Genomic DNA, 17,954 nt, shown 5'->3' with positions numbered 1-17,954 from the left:
GTGGAGGCGACGTACGTCATCCTCGCCCCGGTCACCATCGTGGCGGCGCTCGGGCTGCTCGTCGTACGCAAGGCGGTCCACGCGGCCCTCTGCCTGGCGGTGGTGATGATCGGGCTGGCGATGCTCTACGCCAGCCTGGACGCGCCGTTCCTGTTCGCGGTGCAGATCATCGTCTACACCGGCGCGATCCTGATGCTCTTCCTGTTCGTGCTGATGCTCGTCGGGGTCGACACCTCCGACCCGATGAGGGAGACGATCGCCGGCCAGAAGGTGCTCGCCGCGCTCCTCGGCCTGGGCCTCGGGCTGGTGCTCGTCATCGGGGTCGTGCAGGCCTCGCTCGGCACGATGAAGGGGCTCTCCGACGCCAATGCAGGTGGCAACATCGAGGCGCTCGCCGCCCTGCTCTTCAGCAGGTACGTCGTCGCGTTCGAGGCCACCTCCGCGCTGCTGATCACCGCGGCGATCGGCGCGATGGTGCTCGCGCACCGCGAGCGTCTCGAGCCGCGGCAGACGCAGGCCGACCTGGCCCGCCGCCGGGTGCGCGACTTCGCCGTCCGCGGGACCCATCTCGGCCCGCTGCCGCCACCCGGCACCTACGCCCGGCACAACGCCAACGACACCCCGGCCCTGCTGCCCGACGGCAGCTCGGCCGACAGCTCCGTGCCCGCGCTGCTCAGCGGCCCAGGCGCGAACGGGAAGGACGGTGGTGAGTGATGGACACCGTGACGCCGTACGTCGTCCTCAGCTCGATCCTCTTCACGATCGGCGCGGTCGGGGTGCTGGTCAGGCGCAACGCGATCGTCGTGTTCATGTGCGTCGAGCTGATGCTCAATGCCGCCAACCTCGCGCTGGTGGCCTTCTCGAAGGCCAACGGCAACCTCGACGGCCAGGTCGCCGCCTTCTTCGTGATGGTCGTCGCGGCCGCCGAGGTGGTGGTCGGGCTGGCGATCATCATGACGATCTTCCGGACCCGCGAGTCCGCCTCCGTCGACGAGCCGAGGCAGCTCAAGTGGTGAGCCCCGTCGAAGCGACAGGTGTGTTCCACCTCCTCTGGGTCGTCGTCGCGCTCCCGCTCACCGGCGCGACGGTGCTGCTGATCGGCCGCCCCCTCGCTCCCGCCGCGTTCGACCGGTTCGGGCACTGGCTCGCGGTCGGGCTCTCCAGCCTCTCCTTCGTGCTCTCGCTGGTCCTGTTCGTCGTCGACCTGGGCCGCGACGAGGGACAGCGGCAGGTCGTGCAGCACGTCTACCAGTGGTTCCAGACAGGCCATCTCGACGTCGGGATGGACCTGCTCTACGACCCGCTCTCCGCGCTGTTCCTGCTGCTCATCACCGGTGTCGGCAGCCTGATCCACCTCTACTCGGTGGGCTACATGGCCCACGACCCGCGGCGTACGCGCTTCTTCGCCTACCTCAACCTCTTCGTCGCGGCCATGCTCATGCTGGTGCTGGCCGAGAACTACCTCGGCCTCTTCCTCGGCTGGGAGGGGGTCGGCCTGGCGTCGTACCTCCTCATCGGCTTCTGGCAGGCGCGCCCCAGCGCCGCCGCGGCGGCGAAGAAGGCGTTCGTGATGAACCGCGTCGGCGACATGGGCATCTCGATGGCGATCGCGCTCGCCTTCGTCACCTTCGGGTCCACCAGCTTCACCGTCATCTCCCACGCCGCCGGGCAGGCGAGCGACGGGCGGATGACCGCGCTCGGGTTGCTCCTGCTCCTGGGTGCCTGCGGCAAGTCCGCGCAGGTGCCGCTGCAGGCCTGGCTGCTCGACGCGATGGAGGGTCCGACCCCGGTCTCCGCGCTGATCCACGCGGCGACGATGGTGACGGCCGGCGTCTACCTCATCGTGCGGAGCGGGTTCGTCTTCGACCTCAGCGACGCCGCGCGCACGGCGGTCGTGGTCGTCGCCGTCGTCACGCTGCTGTGGGGCGCGTTCATCGGCTGCGTCAAGGACGACATCAAGAAGGTGCTGGCCGGCTCGACCATGAGCCAGATCGGCTACATGATGCTCGGCGCCGGTCTCGGCCCTGCCGGCTACGCCTTCGCGATCTTCCACCTGCTCACGCACGGCTTCTTCAAGGCCAACATGTTCCTCGGCGCGGGCTCGGTCATGCACGGCATGGACGACGACGTGAACATGAAGCACTACGGCGCGCTCGCGCGGTTCATGCCGGTCACGTTCCTGACCTTCGCGATGGGCTACCTCGCGATCATCGGCTTCCCCGGCTTCTCCGGGTTCTGGTCGAAGGACAAGATCATCGAGGCGGCCTGGGACTACCACTGGTACGTCGGCGTGCTGGCGCTCATCGGCGCCGGGATCACCGCGTTCTACATGACCCGGCTGATGCTGCTGACCTTCTTCGGGCAGCGGCGCTGGGATGTCGACGGGTCCCGACCGCCGGACTGGCACCCCCACGAGTCGCCGCGGATCATGACCGGCCCGCTCGTGGTCCTCGCCGCGCTGTCCATCCTCGGCGGCCTGCTCCTCCTCGGCAGTTGGATCAGCGACTGGCTGGCGCCGGTCGTCGGCGAGCCGGAGCACCACGAGGGCGCCCCGCCGGCGTGGCTGATGTCCGTGTTCGCGGTCATCGTCGTGGCCGTCGGGGTCGCGACCGCGTGGGCCTACGTCGGGCGCCGGCCGGTCGCCCCCGGGCTCACCCGCTTCCTCCCGGTGCCTCACGTCGAGGACGTCGTCGTACCCCCTGGCCTGCAGCTCACCCGCGGCCTGCTCACCACCGACAAGTTCGCTGTCGACGGGCTGCTCAGCGGAGGCCCGGTCGCCCTCGCGGCGGTCGCCGGGGAGTTCCGCAAGGCGCAGAACGGCTACGTCAGGTCCTACGCGCTCTCCGTCCTCGGCGGCACCGTCGTCGTCGCCCTCGCCCTCCTGGTGGTGAACTGGTGACGCTCTCGCTGCTCTGCCTGGTGCCGTTCGTCGGCGGGCTCGTCAGCGCGACCGTCCCCGCCCGTCCGAAGGTGTGGGCGTTCGGGTTCGCGCTCGCGACGCTGGTGGTCGCCATCATCGCCTGCGCCGCCGCCGACGCCGAGGACCACACCTGGATCGGCGCGCTCGGCGTCCACTGGGCGCTCGGCCTCGACGGCCTCGGCCGGCTGATGGTGCTGCTGACCGCCGCGCTGGTGCCGATCGTGATGGTCGCGGCCGTCAAGGACCACGGCCCGCGGTGGTACTCCTGGGCCCTGGTCCTCGAGGCGTTCGCGCTCGTCGTCTTCTGCGCCCAGGACGTCTTCACGTTCTACGTCTTCTTCGAGGCCACGCTCATCCCGGCGTACTTCATGATCGGCGGCTGGGGCGGCGCCGGCCGGGCGCGGGCGGCCCTGAAGTTCCTCATGTACCAGCTCGGCGGCGGACTGGTGCTCCTCGGCGCCGTGATCGGGCTGTTCGTGGAGAGCGCCGACGCGGGCACGCCGTCGTACCTCATCTCCGACCTGCAGCAGCTCGACATCGGCACCACCGCCGGGCGGTGGATCTTCGTCGCGCTGTTCACCGCCTTCGCGGTGAAGGCGCCGCTGTTCCCGCTCCACACCTGGCTGGCCGACACGACCGAGCAGGCGACGCCGCCGACCAGCGTGCTGCTCGTCTGCGTGCTCGACAAGATCGGCACCTTCGGGATGATCCGGCTCTGCCTCGGGCTGGTCCCGGAGGCGAGCCGGTGGGCGACGCCAGTGGTGGTGGCGCTCGCGCTGGTCTCGATCGTGTACGGCGCGTTCCTCGCCATCGGCCAGGACGACCTGCTGCGCCTCATCGGCCTCACCAGCCTCAGCCACTTCGGCCTGATCACCCTCGGGATCTTCGCGCTGAGCTCGCAGGGCGTCTCCGGCGCGATCCTCTACATGGTCAACCACGGGGTCGCGACCGCCGCGATGTTCCTGGTCGCCGGCTTCCTCATCACCCGCCGGGGCACCGCGTCGATCAGCAGCATGCGCGGCCTGGAGAAGGCCGCCCCCGTCATGGCGGGGCTCTTCCTCGTCGCCGGGCTCGCGACCGCGGGGCTGCCCGGACTCTCGCAGTTCGTCTCCGAGATCCTCGTGCTGATCAGCGCCTTCGACTACCACTGGTTCGTCGGGGCGATCGCGGTCACCGCGGTCGTCCTCGCGGCGATCTACGTCCTGTGGGCCTATCAACGGCTCTTCACCGGGACGGTGGATCCCGACGAGCCCGCCGCGGCCCCGACGAGGGACCTGACCCGGCGCGAGGTCGGCGTCCTCGCCCCGCTGGTGGCCGGGCTGCTGGTCTTCGGCTTCTATCCCGCGCCGCTGCTGGACGCCGCGAACCCGCTGGTCGACGACGTCCTCCAGCACGCCGGCGTCACCGATGCGCCCCCGGTCGTCGCGGCTCCGGAGGAGGGCCAGTGAGCTTTACTGCGCCGAGCATCTCCTACGCCGTCCTCTGGCCGGTCCTCGTCGTCCTCGGCGTCGCCTGCGTCGGGGTCGTGGTCGAGGCGTTCGTCCCGCGCGCGCTGCGGCAGCAGGCGCAGCTCGCGCTCGCCGTCGGCGGCCTCCTCGCCGCGCTCGGCGGCACGATCGCGATCGGCGCCGGCGACTCCCTCGGCACCCGCACCGCCGAGGGCGCGGTGGTCGTCGACGGGCCGGGGGTCTTCCTGTGGGGCCTGGTCCTGGTCGTCTCGCTCGGCGGGGTCCTGCTCTTCGCCGAGCGCCGCCTCGAGGGCGGCGTGAGCGTCTTCGCCGGCCAGGCCGCGGCACTCCCGGGCACCACCGCGGAGCGGGCGGCCGCGACCCGCGGGCTCGACCACACCGAGGTCTACCCGCTGCTCATGTTCGCGGTGAGCGGGATGATGCTCTTCCCGGTCGCGGGCGACCTCCTCATGCTGTTCGTCGCCCTCGAGGTGCTGAGCCTCCCGCTCTACCTGCTCACCGGCCTCGCCCGCCGCCGCCGGCTGCTGTCGCAGGAGGCCGCGCTCAAGTACTTCCTCCTCGGCGCCTTCTCCTCCGGCTTCTTCGTCTACGGCATCGCGCTCGTCTACGGGTACGCCGGCACCATGTCCCTCACCGGCATCTCAGCGGCCGTCGCCGACGATGACTCCCACCACGTCCTGCTGCTCCTCGGGATGGGGCTGATGGCGGTCGGGCTGCTCTTCAAGACCGGCGCGGTGCCCTTCCACAGCTGGACGCCCGACGTCTACCAGGGCGCCCCGACGCCGGTGACCGCGTGGATGTCGGCGGCCACCAAGATCGCCGCCTTCGGCGCGATGCTGCGGCTCTTCTACGTCGCCTTCGGGCAGGACCTCGACTCCTGGCGGCCGGCCCTCGGTCTCATCGCCGTCCTGACCATGCTGCTCGGCGCGACCTTCGCGGTCGTCCAGGCCGACGTGAAGCGCATGCTCGCCTACTCCGCCGTCGCGCACACCGGCTTCCTCCTCACCGGCCTGCTCGGCGTCGGCGAGGGCGACGAGGGGCCGTTCACCAGCACCGAGGCGGTGCTGTTCTACCTCACGGCCTACGGCGTCGCCTCGCTCGGCGCGTTCGCGGTCGTCTCGCTCGTGCGCGGTGCGAACGGCGAGGCGAACGGTCTGGCCCGGTGGGCCGGGCTGGGCCGCCGGAGCCCGCTCGTGGGGGGCGTCTTCGCCTTCTTCCTGCTCTCGATGGCGGGCATCCCGCTCACCGCGGGGTTCGTCGGGAAGTGGGCGGTGTTCGCGGTCGCGCTCGACGCCGGGCAGTGGCCGGTCGTGGTCTTCGCGATCGCATCGAGCATCGTCGCGGTGTTCTTCTACGTGCGGGTCATCCTGCTGATGTTCTTCACCGAGCCCGCTGCCGACGTCGTCGCCGGAGAGGTCGCCACCCCGTCGTACCTCACCTCCGCGGTGATCGCCCTGACGGCCCTCGCCACCCTGGTCCTAGGCGTCGTACCAGGCCCCGTTCTCGATCTCCTCGGTGATGCGGGAGGATTCATCGGGTGAGCAGCAGTGACCTCGCCCTCCCGATCACCGACCCCGGTCTGGAGCAGCGTCTCCGCACCCGACTGACCCTGGTCGAGAAGGCGCTCGCCGACAACGTCGTGAGCCGGGCGCCGTTCGTCACCGAGGCGGCGAGCCACCTGCTCGAGGCGGGCGGGAAGCGGTTCCGGCCGCTCCTCGTGCTGCTCGCCGCGGAGGCCGGCCCGCAGCCGGACGCCGACGATGTCATCACCGCTGCCTGCGTGGTGGAGCTGACCCACCTGGCCTCGCTCTACCACGACGACGTCATGGACGAGGCGCTCGTACGCCGGGGCGCGGACTCCGCCAACGCCCGCTGGGACAACCACGTCGCGATCCTCACCGGCGACTTCCTGTTCGCCCGCAGCTCCGAGCTCACCGCGGAGCTGGGCCGGGACGCCGTCAGGATCCAGTCGCAGACGTTCGCCAGGCTCGTCGAGGGCCAGATCCTGGAAGGTGTCGAACCTGGCCCCGGCGACGATCCGGTGGCCCACCACCTCGATGTCGTGGCCGGCAAGACCGGGGCGCTGATGGCGACATCGGCGCGCTACGGCGCGATCTTCTCGGGTGCCTCGGCGGAGGTCGAGCACGCCCTCACGGCCTACGCCGACATCGTCGGCACCGCCTTCCAGATCTCCGACGACATCCTCGACATCGCCTCGGAGTCGGTCGAGTCCGGCAAGACCCCCGGCACGGACCTCCGCGAAGGCATCCCGACGCTCCCGGTCCTGCTCGCGAAGCGCTCCACCGACCCCGCCGACGCCCGGCTGCTCGAGCTTCTCGATGCCGACCTGTCCGACGACGCGCTCCACGCGGAGGCCCTCACCTTGCTGCGCGCCCACCCGGCGCTCGACGAGGCCCGCGCCTTCGTCGTCGACCGCGCCCACGAGGCCAAGGCGCTCCTCGGCGCCCTGCCCGAGGGGCCGGTGCGCGACGCGCTGGAGGCGTTCGCCGACGCGGTCGCCGTCCGCACCGCCTGACGCGGAACCAGGGTCCTTCGGCCCCGTATCGAGGCTCCGGGCGGCTACTCCTTGCTGGGGTACTGATCTGCCACTCAACGCCGAGGAGGCACCATGCCCGGCAAGATCGACCTGGCCGCGGAGAACAAGCCGTTCGACGCGACCGCCACCAAGTACCAGCAGATGCTCGGGCAGCTGCAAGGAAACATCATCAAGTCACACGGGCGCGACTTCGCGTCGCACCTGTTCTTCAAGCTCGACCACGACCCGTTCCGAGTGCGCCGGATGATCTCCCGCCTGCTCGAGGAGGGGTTCATCACCTCAGCCGCCGAGCAGGCGGCGCAGACACAGCGGCGCCATGACGCCCAGAAGACGAAGAAGCCGCACACCGAGGAGGTCTTCGGCACGCTGCTCTTCAGCGCCAGGGGCCTCGCCCGGGCAGGGCTCTCCGTCCCTGCCGGCTTCGGTGACTCGACCGCGGTGCCCGCCCCAGCGGGTCCGCCGCCGGTGCCGGTCGGCTTCAGTGAGCCGATGCGGCACGCCGCCGTACATCTCGGCGACAACCCGTCGGAGTGGGAGCCCGCGTTCCGCAAGGGCGACCTCGACGGGCTGCTGATCATCGCCTACGGCACCCACCACCTCGACGACCCGTACGAGGAGGAGCAGGTCGTGCACGCCTACCGGCGCCACGTCCACCGTGCCTGGGAGATCCTCTCGACCGCGACCTCCTCCATCCACGAGGAGCGCGGCGTCACGCAGGTGGTCGGCGGGAAGGTGCGCGAGCACTTCGGGTACGCCGACGGCGTCAGCCAGCCGCTGTTCACGACCCAGGAGCTGCCGAAGCCTGAAGACCGGCAGCAGTGGGATCCGAGCAACGGGCTGGTGAACCTGCTCGTGGACGACCCGTTCACCAGCGCGCCGGACGCCTTCGCCAGCTTCTACGTCTTCCGGAAGCTGGAGCAGAACGTCGCCGCCTTCAACCAGGCGGTCGAGGACAAGGCGAAGGAGCTCGACAACGGCATCGGCGTGGACCTCGTCGGTGCGATGGCGGTCGGGCGGTTCAAGGACGGGGCGCCGGTGCTGCTGCACGACAGCCAGCCCCAGCCGGTGCAGCCGTACGTCCCGGAGAACGACTTCACCTACGCCGACGACCCGGGGGTGACCGACGGCGGCGCCCAAGGCCGGACCGCCGGTGCCACGAGGTGCCCGTTCCACGCCCACATCCGCAAGACGAACCCCCGCGGAGACGTGGCCCGTGCCTTCGGGCCGGCTGCGGATGCCGGGGAGCGGGCGGTCCGGATCGCGCGCCGCGGGATCACCTACGGGCACCGCGAGGCCGACTTCTCCGACGCGCCGGAGACCGGCGTCGGGCTGCTGTTCCAGTGCTACCAGGCCAACCTCGGCGCCCAGTTCGCGTTCATGCAGCAGAACTGGGTCACCGACGAGGTCTTCGTCAACGCCTCGGCCGGCCAGGACGCCGTGATCGGCACCGGCGCCCGGCGTACGGCGCAGACCTGGCCGACGGTCTGGGACGACAAGTCGACGCTGACGCCGACCGCCGACCTCGGCGAGTTCGTCACCAACAAGGGCGGGGAGTTCTTCCTCGCTCCGAGCATCGCGACGCTCCGCAAGCTGGGTGGCGCGTGACCCGCTGACCGCTCCATGGGCACGCCGCCGGCCGGGCTTTACCTTCGCCTAGGCTGGCGGCGTGCCGGATCAGCGTCGAGGAGTCGTGCTCGGCGTCGCGGCGTACGTCATGTGGGGGTTCTTCCCGCTGTACTTCCCGCTCCTTGAGCCGGCCGGGGCCTTCGAGATCCTCGCCCACCGGCTGATCTGGTCGGTCGTGGTGATGACGCTGATCGTCGTCGGGCTGCGCCGCGTCCCCGCCGTCGTCGCACTGGCGCGCAACCGCCGGACACTCGGCCTGCTCGCCGCCGCCGGTGTGTCGGTGACGATCAACTGGGGCACGCTCATCTGGGCCGTGAACAACGGGCACGTCCTCGACGCCAGCCTCGGGTACTTCATCAACCCGCTCATCACGATGCTCATGGGCGTCCTCATCCTCCGCGAGCGGCTGCGCCCGGCGCAGTGGGCGGCGATGGGCGTCGGCGTCGTCGCCGTCGCGCTCCTCACCGTCGACTACGGCCGGCTCCCGTGGGTCGCGCTCGTCCTCGCGTTCGCCTTCGCCACCTACGGGCTGGTGAAGAAGCAGGCCAACGCCGGAGCGTTCGAGTCGCTGACGCTGGAGACCATGCTCGTCGCGCCGCTCGCTCTGGCGTACGCCGTCGCGCTCGGGGCCACGGGCGAGGGCCACTTCACCAGCGACGGCGTCGGCCATGCGCTGCTCTTCGTCAGCAGCGGCTTCGTCACGGTGCTGCCGCTCGTCTGCTTCGGTGCCGCGGCAATCCGGGTGCCGCTCGTGACGATCGGGCTGCTGCAGTACCTCGCCCCGATCCTCCAGTTCGCCCTCGGCGTCTTCTACCGTCACGAGGAGATGTCAACGGGGCGCTGGGCGGGCTTCGCGATCGTCTGGGTCGCGCTCGCGATCTTCACCTACGAGGCGGTGGCCCACCGCCGCCGCCAGCTCCGCGAGGCCGTCGAGGCGTCCGCGGTCTGAGCGTCCGGCCGACGGCGCCGGGGAGCACCGAACGCCCGGCTTATAGCACCGTCCAGGTGTCGCCGGCGCCGAGCAGGCCGGCGAGCCGGTCCTCGGGGGCCTGCTCGGTGGTCTCCTGCGCGGTCGTGACCTGCTGTCGCGCGAGGTCGTCGTACGTCGGCCGCTCGACCTGCCGGAAGATGCCGATCGGGGACCGGTGGAGCACGCCGGCGTCGGTGAGCCGGGAGATTGCGAACGCCGTGGTCGGGTCGGGGTTGTGGGCGTCGTGGACGAGGACCGCGTCCTCGCCGACCTCGGCCACCGTGGCGACCTTGACCCCGCCGGTCTCGGCGTCGCGGATCAGGCCCTTCTCGCCCTTGCCGGAAGCGTCGGCGTTGCCGAACCGGATCGGCTCTCCGTGGACGAGCGGGATGATCGCCTCGGCCTTGGTGTCGGGCGACTTGATCGCGTCGAACGCGCCGTCATTGAAGATCGGGCAGTTCTGGTAGATCTCGACCAGCGAGGTCCCGCGGTGGGCGGCCGCCGCGGAGAGGACCGCGGTGAGGTGCTTGCGGTCGGAGTCGACCGTGCGGGCCACGAACGACGCCTCGGCGCCGAGGGCGAGCGAGACCGGGTTGAACGGGTGGTCGATCGAGCCGGCCGGGGTCGACTTGGTGACCTTGCCGGCCTCGGAGGTGGGGGAGTACTGCCCCTTGGTCAGCCCGTAGATCCGGTTGTTGAACAGCAGGATCGTCATGTTGACGTTGCGGCGCAGCGCGTGGATGAGGTGGTTGCCGCCGATCGAGAGTGCGTCGCCGTCACCGGTGACCACCCAGACCGAGAGGTCGGGGCGGGAGGTGGCGATCCCCGTCGCGATCGACGGGGCGCGCCCGTGGATCGAGTGCATCCCGTAGGTGTCGAGGTAGTAGGGGAACCGCGAGGAGCAGCCGATCCCCGACACGAAGACGATGTTCTCCCGGCGCAGGCCGAGGTCGGGCAGGAAGCCCTGCACCGCCTTGAGGACGGCGTAGTCGCCGCAGCCGGGGCACCAGCGGACCTCCTGGTCGGAGGTGTACTCCTTGGCGTTCTGCGCCTCGTCGCTGGTGGGGACGAGCTGCAGCCCGGAGTGGCCGGGCAGGCCCAGGTCGGTGGCGGTCACGAGAGTGCCTCCTCGTCGGTGGCGGGGTCGGTGGCGGTGAGATCGACGCTGATCTTCGCTTCGGGCAGGCCCTCGGCCTGCGCGACCAGTCCGCCGATGACCTCGGCGAGCTCGGCGGCCTTGATGGGCAGCCCGCGGACGACGTTGAAGCCGATCGCGTCGACGAGGTACTTGGCCCGCAGCAGCGTGGAGAGCTGGCCGAGGTTCATCTCGGGCACGAGCACCTTGTCGTAGGACTTGAGGATGTCCCCGAGGTCCTTCGGGAACGGGTTCAGGTGACGCAGGTGGACCTGCGCGACGTTGTAGCCGGCCTTGCGGACCTGGCGTACGGCGGCGCCGATCGGGCCGTACGTCGAGCCCCAGCCGACGACCAGGACACGAGCCGTGCCCTCTCCTGGGGGGCCCGACGGGTCGTCGATCTCGAGCGGCGGGAGCGTCTCGGCGACGCGGTCGACCTTGGCCTGCCGGGTGCGGACCATCAGGTCGTGGTTGGCGGGGTCGTAGGAGATGTTGCCGTGCCCGTCGCCCTTCTCCAGGCCACCGATGCGGTGCTCGAGGCCCTTGGTGCCGGGCACCGCCCAGGGTCGGGCGAGGGTCTCCTCGTCGCGCAGGTAGGGCCAGAACGCGTCGGGCGCGCCGTCGGCGGACTTCTTCGAGACGTGGTTGGGCTCGGTGGCGAAGGCGGGGTCGATCGCGGGCAGCTCGCTGATCTCGGGGATCCGCCACGGCTCGGAGCCGTTGGCGAGGTAGCCGTCGGAGAGCAGCATGACCGGCGTGCGGTAGGTGATCGCGATCCGGGCGGCCTCGAGCGCGGCGTCGAAGCAGTCGCCGGGCGAGGAGGGCGCCACGATCGGCACCGGCGCCTCGCCGTTGCGGCCGTACATCGCCTGCAGCAGGTCGGCCTGCTCGGTCTTGGTCGGCAGCCCGGTGGAGGGGCCGCCGCGCTGCACGTCGACGACGAGCAGCGGCAGCTCGAGGGCGACCGCGAGCCCGATCGTCTCGGACTTGAGCGCGATGCCCGGTCCGGAGGTGGTGGTCACCCCGAGCGAGCCCGAGAAGGCCGCGCCGAGCGCGGCGCCGATGCCGGCGATCTCGTCCTCGGCCTGGAACGTGGTCACGCCGAAGGCCTTGTGCTTGGACAGCTCGTGGAGGATGTCGGAGGCGGGGGTGATCGGGTAGGAGCCGAGGAAGACCGGCAGCCCCGACCGTACGCCGGCGGCCACGATGCCGTAGGCCAGCGCGAGGTTGCCGGTGATGTTGCGGTAGGTGCCCGGGCTCATCGGCGCCGGCTTGATCTCGTACGACGACACGAACGCCTCGGTCGTCTCACCGAAGTTCCAGCCGGACTTGAACGCGGTGATGTTGGCGTCCCGGATCGGCGGCACCTTCGAGAACCGCTTCTCCAGGAAGGCGATGGTCGGCTCGGTCGGCCGGCCGTACATCCACGACACCAGCCCGAGGGCGAACATGTTCTTCGCCCGGGCGGCGTCCTTGCGGGAGAGGCCGAACTCCTTGACCGCCTCGATCGTCATCCCGGTCAGGTCGACGGGGTGGACCTGGTAGTCGGCAAGCTCGCCGTCGGCGCCCTCCTCGTCGAGGGGGTTGTCGGCGTACCCGGCCTTCTGCAGGTTGCGGGAGGTGAAGTCGTGGGTGTCGACGATGATCGCGGCGCCCTTGGGCAGGTCGCCGAGGTTGGCCTTGAGCGCGGCCGGGTTCATCGCGACGAGCACGTCGGGGGCGTCCCCCGGGGTCATGATGTCGTGGTCGGCGATGTGGACCTGGAACGACGAGACGCCCGGCAGCGTGCCCTGCGGCGCACGGATCTCGGCAGGGAAGTTCGGCAGCGTCACCAGGTCGTTGCCGAAGACCGCTGACTCCTGCGTGAACCTGTCGCCCGTCAACTGCATGCCGTCACCGGAGTCGCCGGCGAAACGGATGATCACGCGGTCCAGCTGCTTGACCTGCTTGGGCACCCTGTGCACTTCCCTCGCTCGCGTCCATGACACGGCCGGATGGCCGGTGTCAACCAGTCGTCCAGCCTAGTCCGCGCTCGCGACGTGCCGGAGGCGTCTCCCGCAGCGGACACGTGAAACACGACACGCCGCCCATGTCGCATACTCTCGGCTAAGTCGACTAGAGTGCGCGACATTCCCGAAATAACTCGTTTACCTGACTCGGCAGGAGAGAGACAGAGGCAATCATGAAGAAGATCAAGGCTGCGGCAGCTCTCGCGGCTGTCGGGGTGCTGGCCTTGACCGGGTGCGGTGGCTCGAGCTCGAGTGATGCCGACACGATCAACATCGTCGGCTACTCCGTGCTCGACGAGGCCAACCAGGGCGTCGAGAAGGCCTTCGAGGCCACGCCCGAGGGCAAGGGCGTCACCTTCAAGGAGTCGTACGGCGCCTCCGGTGACCAGTCCCGCGCCGTCGAGGGCGGGCTCAAGGCCGACGAGGTCCACCTCTCGCTCGAGCCGGACGTGACCCGTCTGGTCGATGCGGGCCTGGTGGACAAGGACTGGAAGGACAACGCCAACAAGGGCGTCTGCTCCTCGTCGATCGTCGTGTTCGCCGTCCGCAAGGGCAACCCCAAGAACATCAAGACCTGGGCCGACCTGGTGAAGCCGGGGGTCGGCATCGTGACGCCCAACCCGGCCTCCTCCGGCTCGGCGAAGTGGAACCTGCTCGCGGCGTACGGCTCCGTCCTCGCCGGAGGTGGCGACGACACCGCTGCCGCGGCGTACATGAAGAAGTTCTTCGCCAACATCGCCGCGATGCCCGACAGCGGCCGTGACGCCACCACCGCCTTCACCGGCGGCACGGGCGACGTCCTGTTGTCGTACGAGAACGAGGCGATCCTGGCCCGGCAGTCCGACCCGAGCCAGATGGACTACGTGATCCCGGACAGCTCGCTGCTCATCGAGAACTCCTGCGCGCTGCTCAAGGACGCCACGGCGAAGGCGAAGGACTGGATGAAGTTCCAGCTCAGCGCCCAGGGTCAGAAGCTGTACGCCGAGACCGGCTACCGCCCGCTCTCGACCGTCGCGTCGCAGGTCGGCAAGGTGACCGTGAAGGGCGCGATGGATCCGTCGAACCCGTTCCCGCAGCCGAAGAAGCTGCTGACGATCGACAAGGACTTCGGTGGCTGGGACGAGGCCAACTCGAAGTACTTCGACGACACCGACGGCATCCTGACCAAGCTGCAGGCGGACGCGGGCCAGTAGGACTGCTTGTGTCTGCCACGGTGACCGTGGACGGCCGGTCGACGCGCAGGCGTCGGCCGGCCCGGTCCACATCCGGGTCCTCCCGGAAGCTGACCGCCGCCTCGGGCCTCGGGCTCGGGGTGGCCATGATCTGGTTCAGCCTGCTGTGCCTGATCCCGTTCGCTGCCGTCGTCGTCAAGGCGAGCGGAGGTGGCTGGTCCACCTTCGAGCAGGTCCTGACGACCTCCGCGACGTTCTCCGCGCTCCGCCTCACCCTCGCGATGGCGGTCGTCGTCACGGTCCTGAACGCCGTGATGGGGACGGTGATCGCCTGGGTGCTCGTCCGCGACAGGTTCCCGGGGAAGGCGATCCTCGACCTCGTCATCGACGTGCCGTTCGCGCTACCGACGATCGTCGCGGGTCTCGTGCTGCTCTCGCTCTACGGGCCGGGGAGCCCGCTGGGCGTCAACGTGTACGGCACCCGCCCAGGTGTGTTCCTCGCGATCGCGTTCGTGACGCTGCCGTTCGTCGTACGCACGGTGCAGCCGGTGCTCGAGTCGCTCGAGACCGATGCCGAGGAGGCCGCCGCATCCCTCGGCGCCTCGCGCTTCACGACCTGGCGGCGGATCGTGCTGCCCTCGCTCCTCCCGGCGATCTTCGCGGGCGCCTCTCTGTCGTTCGCCCGCGCGATCAGCGAGTACGGATCCGTCGTACTCCTCTCCGGGAACCGTGCCGGCACGGCCGTCGCCTCGACGCGGACCTACAGCTACATCGAGGGCGGGAACACCGCGGCGGCGGCCGCCATCGCGGTGATCCTGCTGGTCGTGGCGCTGGCCGCGATCATCGTCCTCGACGTCCTCCAGCGAAGGATGGCGCGCCGTGGCTGACTCCTCCGTGGTGAACGGCCGCTCGGCCGTGACGACCTGGGTGCTGCGGCTGCTCGTGGTCGGCTACCTGCTCATGCTGGTGCTGTGGCCGACGGCGTATCTCCTGCGGCACACTTTCGCCGACGGCTTCTCGTCGATCCAGACGGCCCTGCAGGACCCGGACGTCACCCACGCGCTCACCCTGACCGGTCAGGTCGCGGTGGCCGCGGTGGCGATCAACCTGGCCTTCGGGCTGGTCGTGTCGCTTCTGCTGGTGCGCTACGACTTCCCGGGCAAGCGGGTGCTGTCGTGGCTCATCGACCTGCCGCTGTCGGCCTCGCCGATCGTGGTCGGCCTCGCGCTGCTGCTGGTCTACAGCCCGATCTACGGGTGGTTCGGGCCGTCGCTGCGCGACAGCGGGATCGAGGTGATCTTCGCGAAGCCCGGCATCATCATGGCGACCTGCTTCGTGGCCCTGCCGCTCATCATCCGGGAGATCGTGCCGGTGCTCGAGGAGCTCGGCGACGACCAGGAGCAGGCGGCTCGCAGCCTCGGGGCCAACGCCTGGCAGACCTTCTGGCGGATCACGCTGCCGGGGATCCGCTGGGCGGTGGCGTACGGCGTCGTGTTGAGCCTCGCCCGCTCGCTGGGCGAGTTCGGAGCGGTCAAGGTCGTCTCCGGCAACGTCAAGGGCCAGACCGAGACCGCCACCAAGGTCGTGGAACGTACTTATCAGTCGCAGGACCTCGACGCGTCGTACGCCGTCGCGTTCATGTTGGTCTTCGCGGCGGTCGTCAGCCTCATCGTGGTCGCGCTCCTGCGCGCCAGGGGGCAGGACGGTCGAGCACAGAAGGAGAAGGCATGAGCATCGAGGTCAAGGGCATCTCGAAGCGCTTCGGCGACTTCGTCGCCCTCGAGGACATCAACGTCTCGCTGCCCACCGGGCAGCTCACGGCACTGCTGGGCCCGTCCGGCGGCGGGAAGTCCACGCTGCTGCGGATCATCGCCGGACTCGACTCCGCCGACGAGGGCTCGGTCGTGATCGAGGGCGTCGACGCCACGAGGCTGCCGCCGCAGAAGCGGAACGTCGGGTTCGTGTTCCAGCACTACGCGGTCTTCAAGCACATGAGCGTCGCGAAGAACGTCGCGTTCGGGCTCGAGATCCGCAAGCGGCCGAAGGCGGAGATCAAGAAGCGGGTGGACGAGCTGCTCGAGCTCGTACACCTTTCCCAGTTCGCCCACCGGCTGCCCTCGCAGCTCTCGGGCGGGCAGCGCCAGCGGATGGCGCTCGCCCGCGCGCTCGCGGTCGAGCCGACCGTGCTGCTGCTCGACGAGCCGTTCGGGGCGCTGGACGCGAAGGTCCGCAAGGAGTTGCGCGACTGGCTCCGCAGGCTGCACGACGAGGTCCATGTGACGACGGTCTTCGTGACCCACGACCAGGAGGAGGCCCTCGAGGTCGCCGACGAGATCGTGGTGATCAACCAGGGCCGGGTCGAGCAGGTGGGTACGCCCGAGGAGCTGTACGACGAGCCGGCCAACGACTTCGTCATGGGCTTCCTCGGCGACGTCACCACGCTCAACGGCCGGCTCATCCGCCCCCACGACATCGACGTGGCCGACCGGCCACGCTCGACCGGCTCGGTCGAGGGCACGATCTCCCGGATGCTGCGGATCGGCTTCGAGGTCAGGCTCACCGTCCTCACCGACGCCGGTGAGGTGGTGACCGTCGAGATGACCCGCAGCCACGCCCGCCGGCTCGGTCTCGGGGAGGGCCAGACGGTCTTCGTCACCGCCGAGGACGGCGCCACCTCCGTCGAGGGCTCGCCCGAGGCTGCGCTGGCGACCGACCTCAGCAAGGGCGCCTGAACCCGCGCGCCGGCCGCGTCAGTGCGGCTGCCACGCCTCCTCGCGCGACGTACGCGACGTGACCTCGTCGGGTAGGTCGCGCGAGGAGAGCTGGGCGATCGAGACCTTCTCGAAGACGTCGCGCAGCGAGTCCCGCGCGGCGATCCAGACGTGCTGGAGCACGTCGGCACGCTCGTTGTAGGTCACCGCCTCGGGCCGCAGCCCGTAGACCGACACCAGCGGGCCGTCGACGGCCCGGATGACGTCGGCGACCGACACGGTGTCCGCCGTACGCGCGAGGCGCCAGCCGCCCGACTGCCCGCGCTGTGAGATCACGATCCCGGACTTCCGCAGGTCGGCGAGGATCGCCTGGAGGAAGCCGTGCGGGATGTCCTGGGCGCGGCCGAGTTCCTCCGCGCTGACGGCCTTGCCGTCCTCGCGGCCAGCCATCTCGATGAGGGCTCGCAGGGCGTAATCGGACTTCGCTGAAACTCGCACGGAGCGATTCTTTCAGACGAGTCGATCAATTCGCTCGACCAAACGGCGTACGCCGACTCCGTGCCGCCCTCTGGCACACTCTCGCGGACGTCAGCGGTAGTTGACGAACTGCACCGCGAAGTCGTAGTCCTGCTCCTTCACCAGCCGGATCACGGCCTGCAGGTCGTCGCGCTTCTTGGAGGAGACGCGCAGCTCGTCGCCCTGGATCTGCGACTTCACGCCCTTAGGCCCCTCGTCGCGGATCAGCTTCGAGATCTTCCTGGCGTCCTCGGAGGAGATGCCCTCCTTGAGGGTGATCGCGATCTTGCTCTGCTGGCCCGACTGGCGCGGCTCGGAGGCGTCGAGGATCTTCAGGCTCTGGCCGCGCTTGACCAGCTTGCCCTTGAACACGTCGAGCACCGCGTTGGCGCGGTCGTCGGCCGAGGCGCTGATCTCGATCGCGTGCTCGTCCTGCCACGCGATCGTCGCCCCCGTCCCCTTGAAGTCGAACCGGGTCGCGACCTCACGGGCGGTCTGCCCGAGCGCGTTGTCGACCTCCTGACGGTCGATCTTGCTGACGATGTCGAACGACGAGTCGGCCATGACTTCTCCTTCGGATCAGGGGTCCGCGGGGTTTTTCGTTGCCGCGGATGCCTGCGCTATTGTTCCGTCCTGTTGTGACCGCTACCAAGTCGGTTGCACGCCCCTGGCAGGTTGCCCGAGCGGCCAATGGGAGCGGACTGTAAATCCGTCGGCTTTGCCTTCGAAGGTTCGAATCCTTCACCTGCCACACCAGGGATAACGGCCCCCGACCCGCGGGAACGCAAGGTCGGGGGTCGTTTTGCGTTGTCGCACGGTGTTCAGCGCCCGCGCGCACGTTATGGGTTCAGGATGGGTCTACCGCGATG

Annotated in this window: 16 protein-coding genes and 1 tRNA gene; 13 read left to right on the top strand and 4 right to left on the bottom strand. The window is 69.9% G+C overall.

Annotated elements, in window-relative coordinates; genetic code table 11:
- The 8 genes from ABLE53_RS21300 (at position 1) to rarD (ending at position 9,521) form a co-directional block, all read left to right on the top strand.
- A complete protein-coding gene (locus ABLE53_RS21300; protein WP_348861158.1) occupies positions 1-714 on the top strand; it encodes an NADH-quinone oxidoreductase subunit J in 714 nt (237 codons plus the stop codon).
- The gene (gene nuoK, locus ABLE53_RS21295) at positions 714-1,016 is read left to right on the top strand and encodes an NADH-quinone oxidoreductase subunit NuoK (RefSeq protein WP_348861157.1); all 303 of its coding nucleotides are present in this window, start codon (positions 714-716) and stop codon (positions 1,014-1,016) included. The genes ABLE53_RS21300 and nuoK overlap by 1 nt, the downstream gene beginning before the upstream one ends.
- 20 nt (positions 1,017-1,036) lie before the next feature.
- On the top strand, positions 1,037-2,899 hold the full coding sequence (gene nuoL, locus ABLE53_RS21290) for an NADH-quinone oxidoreductase subunit L (RefSeq protein ID WP_348861156.1): 1,863 nt from the start codon (positions 1,037-1,039) through the stop codon (positions 2,897-2,899).
- Positions 2,896-4,368 (top strand): NADH-quinone oxidoreductase subunit M, encoded by a 1,473-nt coding sequence (locus tag ABLE53_RS21285; RefSeq protein WP_348861155.1) that lies wholly within the window; start codon positions 2,896-2,898, stop codon positions 4,366-4,368. Before nuoL ends, ABLE53_RS21285 begins: the two co-directional genes overlap by 4 nt.
- Entirely contained in the window at positions 4,365-5,930 is a 1,566-nt protein-coding gene (gene nuoN, locus ABLE53_RS21280; RefSeq protein ID WP_348861154.1) for an NADH-quinone oxidoreductase subunit NuoN, read from the top strand. The genes ABLE53_RS21285 and nuoN overlap by 4 nt, the downstream gene beginning before the upstream one ends.
- The gene (locus tag ABLE53_RS21275) at positions 5,927-6,925 is read left to right on the top strand and encodes a polyprenyl synthetase family protein (RefSeq protein ID WP_348861153.1); all 999 of its coding nucleotides are present in this window, start codon (positions 5,927-5,929) and stop codon (positions 6,923-6,925) included. The genes nuoN and ABLE53_RS21275 overlap by 4 nt, the downstream gene beginning before the upstream one ends.
- Before the next feature lie 93 nt (positions 6,926-7,018).
- Positions 7,019-8,551 (top strand): Dyp-type peroxidase, encoded by a 1,533-nt coding sequence (locus ABLE53_RS21270; RefSeq protein WP_348861152.1) that lies wholly within the window; start codon positions 7,019-7,021, stop codon positions 8,549-8,551.
- A gap of 61 nt (positions 8,552-8,612) precedes the next feature.
- Entirely contained in the window at positions 8,613-9,521 is a 909-nt protein-coding gene (rarD, locus tag ABLE53_RS21265) for an EamA family transporter RarD (protein WP_348861151.1), read from the top strand.
- Between the two features lie 40 nt (positions 9,522-9,561).
- Here the strand turns inward: rarD and ABLE53_RS21260 are convergent, their stop codons facing one another.
- The gene (locus ABLE53_RS21260; RefSeq protein ID WP_425474900.1) at positions 9,562-10,659 is read right to left on the bottom strand and encodes a 2-oxoacid:ferredoxin oxidoreductase subunit beta; all 1,098 of its coding nucleotides are present in this window, start codon (positions 10,657-10,659) and stop codon (positions 9,562-9,564) included.
- Positions 10,656-12,632, bottom strand: coding sequence for a 2-oxoacid:acceptor oxidoreductase subunit alpha (locus tag ABLE53_RS21255; RefSeq protein ID WP_348861150.1), 1,977 nt, complete (start codon positions 12,630-12,632; stop codon positions 10,656-10,658). The genes ABLE53_RS21260 and ABLE53_RS21255 overlap by 4 nt, the downstream gene beginning before the upstream one ends.
- A gap of 227 nt (positions 12,633-12,859) precedes the next feature.
- Here ABLE53_RS21255 and ABLE53_RS21250 point away from each other — a divergent pair, with 227 nt between their 5' ends.
- From ABLE53_RS21250 to ABLE53_RS21235, 4 genes are read left to right on the top strand one after another with little or no spacing between them, the layout of a single operon-like run.
- Positions 12,860-13,879 carry a sulfate ABC transporter substrate-binding protein gene (locus tag ABLE53_RS21250; RefSeq protein ID WP_348861149.1) on the top strand — a complete coding sequence of 340 codons (1,020 nt, stop codon included), beginning with the start codon at positions 12,860-12,862 and terminating at the stop codon, positions 13,877-13,879.
- A gap of 8 nt (positions 13,880-13,887) precedes the next feature.
- On the top strand, positions 13,888-14,745 hold the full coding sequence (cysT, locus tag ABLE53_RS21245) for a sulfate ABC transporter permease subunit CysT (protein WP_348861148.1): 858 nt from the start codon (positions 13,888-13,890) through the stop codon (positions 14,743-14,745).
- The gene (locus ABLE53_RS21240) at positions 14,738-15,589 is read left to right on the top strand and encodes a sulfate ABC transporter permease (protein WP_348861147.1); all 852 of its coding nucleotides are present in this window, start codon (positions 14,738-14,740) and stop codon (positions 15,587-15,589) included. The genes cysT and ABLE53_RS21240 overlap by 8 nt, the downstream gene beginning before the upstream one ends.
- The gene (locus tag ABLE53_RS21235) at positions 15,586-16,590 is read left to right on the top strand and encodes a sulfate/molybdate ABC transporter ATP-binding protein (protein ID WP_348861146.1); all 1,005 of its coding nucleotides are present in this window, start codon (positions 15,586-15,588) and stop codon (positions 16,588-16,590) included. Before ABLE53_RS21240 ends, ABLE53_RS21235 begins: the two co-directional genes overlap by 4 nt.
- An 18-nt stretch (positions 16,591-16,608) precedes the next feature.
- On the opposite strand, the gene ABLE53_RS21230 is transcribed toward ABLE53_RS21235, so the two are convergent.
- Together ABLE53_RS21230 and ABLE53_RS21225 are read right to left on the bottom strand one after the other, a co-directional pair.
- On the bottom strand, positions 16,609-17,067 hold the full coding sequence (locus tag ABLE53_RS21230) for an RrF2 family transcriptional regulator (protein ID WP_348861145.1): 459 nt from the start codon (positions 17,065-17,067) through the stop codon (positions 16,609-16,611).
- A 90-nt stretch (positions 17,068-17,157) separates the two neighbouring features.
- Entirely contained in the window at positions 17,158-17,649 is a 492-nt protein-coding gene (locus tag ABLE53_RS21225) for a YajQ family cyclic di-GMP-binding protein (protein ID WP_348861144.1), read from the bottom strand.
- A gap of 105 nt (positions 17,650-17,754) precedes the next feature.
- Here ABLE53_RS21225 and ABLE53_RS21220 point away from each other — a divergent pair.
- Positions 17,755-17,836, top strand: a tRNA-Tyr gene (locus tag ABLE53_RS21220).
- Positions 17,837-17,954: the final 118 nt, after the last annotated feature.

It is taken from the genome of Nocardioides asiaticus (assembly GCF_040049175.1).
In the GTDB taxonomy this organism is placed as follows: domain Bacteria; phylum Actinomycetota; class Actinomycetes; order Propionibacteriales; family Nocardioidaceae; genus Nocardioides; species Nocardioides cheoyonin.
Note: the sequence above shows the minus strand (reverse complement) of the source record. Positions and strands in the feature narration are given on the sequence as shown.